This window comes from Streptomyces sp. SID4985 (genome assembly GCF_009863025.1).
Classification (GTDB): Bacteria; Actinomycetota; Actinomycetes; order Streptomycetales; family Streptomycetaceae; genus Streptomyces.
In genome coordinates this window covers 1-2,181 of record NZ_WWIR01000093.1, presented here as the reverse complement: position 1 = coordinate 2,181, position 2,181 = coordinate 1, and the positions used below count along the sequence as shown (strand labels likewise).

Annotated in this window: 1 protein-coding gene; it reads right to left on the bottom strand. The window is 77.2% G+C overall.

Annotation, left to right across the window (positions count from 1 at the left end; all coding sequences use genetic code 11):
* A partial coding sequence (gene scy / locus GTW40_RS04040; protein ID WP_272918976.1) for a polarized growth protein Scy occupies positions 1-2,181 on the bottom strand: 2,181 nt, incomplete at both ends.

Below are 2,181 nucleotides of genomic sequence, written 5' to 3'. Positions count from 1 at the left end.
GCGACCGCCTCCGCGCGCACCCGCTCGGCCTCGGCGGCCGTCTCCGTCTGGAGCCGCTCCGCCTCCGCGCTCGCCTCGGTGATGAGGGTGTCCACCTGCGTCGCCGCGTCCGAGCGGATGCGGTTGGCGTCCTCCCGGGCGTCCGCCCGGGTGCGCGAGGCCGCCTGGTCCGCCTCGGCCAGCGCGTCGGACGCCTCGGTACGCACCCGCTGCGCGTACTCCGTCGTCTCCGTGCGCAGCCGCTCGGACTCCGTGATCGCCTCCGCGACCGTGCGCTCCGCGAGCGACTTGGCCTCCTCGGCCTCCTCGTTCGCCTCGCGGCGCAGCCGTGCCGCGTCCTCGCCCGCGCGCTCGCGCTCGGCGTAGGCGTCGGTGCGGACGCGGTCCGCCTCCTCCTCGGCCTCCCGGCGCGTACGCTCCGCCGCGTGCTCGGCGGCCGAGCGCAGCCCGGTGATCTCCTCCTGCGCCTGCTCGTGCAGCCCGGAGACCGACTCGCGCACCTGCTGGGCGTGCTGCTCGGCGGCGGACACCATCTCGGTGGCGCGCCGGTCGGCCTCCTCGACCAGCCGGGTCGCCTCGGTCTGGGCCTCCTCCACGCGCTTGCGCGCCGAGGCCAGCAACTCCTCGCTCTGCTCGCGGGCCCGCTCGCGCTCCTGGTCCGCCTCCTCGCGGGCCGAACCGAGCAGTTCCTCCGCCTCCCGGCGGCGGCGCGTGGCCTCCTCCTGGGCGGCGGCCAGCGTCTCGGACGCCTCGGTGGCCAGCCGCTCGGCGGCGGCCTGCGCCTCCGCGCGCACCCGGTCCGCGGTGTCCTGCGCCTCCACCTTGAGCCGCTCGGCCTCCGCCGCGGCCTCGGAGCGCAGCCGTACGGCCACGGACTCGCCCTCGGCGCGCGAGGCGGACGCGTCGGCCGCGGCCTCGTCGCGCAGCCGCTCGGCCTCGGTCTCGGCCTGCTGCTGGAGCGTACGGATGCGCTCGGCGGCCTCCGACCGCAGCCGGTCGGCCTCCTCGCCCGCCTCCCGGCGGATACCGGACGCCTCCTCGCGGGCCTCCGTCAGCGCCTGCTCCGCCGACTCCAGGCGGTCCTGCGTCTCCGTCTGGAGGCGCGTCAGCTCGGCGGCGGCCTCCTCGCGGCGCGCCTCGGCGGCCCGCTCGGCCTCCTCGCGCAGCTCGCGCGCGGCCCGCTCTGCGTCCTCCCTGACCGACTCGGCCCGCTCCTCGGCCTCGGCCTTGAGGCGCTCGGCCTCCTTGCGGGTGCGCTCCAGGGTCTCCTCGGCCTGACGGCGCAGCGCCGTGGCGCGCTCGATGGCCTCGGTGCGGACCTTCTCGCTGTCCGTGGTGGCCGTCTTGCGCAGCTCGTCGGCGTCCGCCTTGGCCTTGGAGAGCAGCTCCTCGGCGGACCTGGCCGCCTCCTCGATCTGCGCCACCGCCTCGCGGCGGGCCTCGGCGCGGATGGACTCGCCCTCTTCGACCGCGTCGGCACGCAGCTGCTCGGCCTCGCCGCGCAGCCGCCGGGCCTCCTCCTGGAGCTCGACCGTCTTGGCCCGGTACTCCTTGGTGTCGTCCTTCGCCGTGCCCTTGAGCTGCTCGGCCAGGTCGTGCGCCTCGGCCCGCAGCCGGTCCGCCTCCGCCTCGGCCTCCGAGCGGATGCGCTCGGCCTCCTCGGCGGCGGCCTTCGTGGTCCGACGGGCGTCCTCCGACGCCTTGTTGAGCACGTCCTCGGCGGTCCGGGCGGCCTTCGACAGCTGGCTCGCCGTCTCCTCGGCGGTCGCGTTGCGGGCCCGCTCCCCGGCCTCGGCGAGGATCTTCTCCGCCTCGGCACGGGCGTCGGCGACCAGCTGCTCGGCGTCCGCCTTGGTGGTCTCCGCCTCCTTGGTGGCCTCGCCGACCAGCCGGGCGACCTGCTCCTTGGCGGTACGGGTGCGCGTCTCGTTGGCCGCCTCGGCACTGGAGAGGGCCTTCGCGGCCCGCTCCTCGGCCTCCGCGACCAGCTTGTCGGCCTCCGAACGCGCGCTGCGCAGCGCCCGCTCGGCCTCCGCCATGCGCTCCTCGGCCGTCCGGCTCAGCTCGGCGGCCTGCCGGCGCGCGGCGTCCGACTCGCTGACCGTGGACGTCCGCACCTGCTCGGCGTGGTCGGTGGCCTCCTGGGCCTGGGCCGAGGCGGCGTTGAGCAGCCGCTCGGCG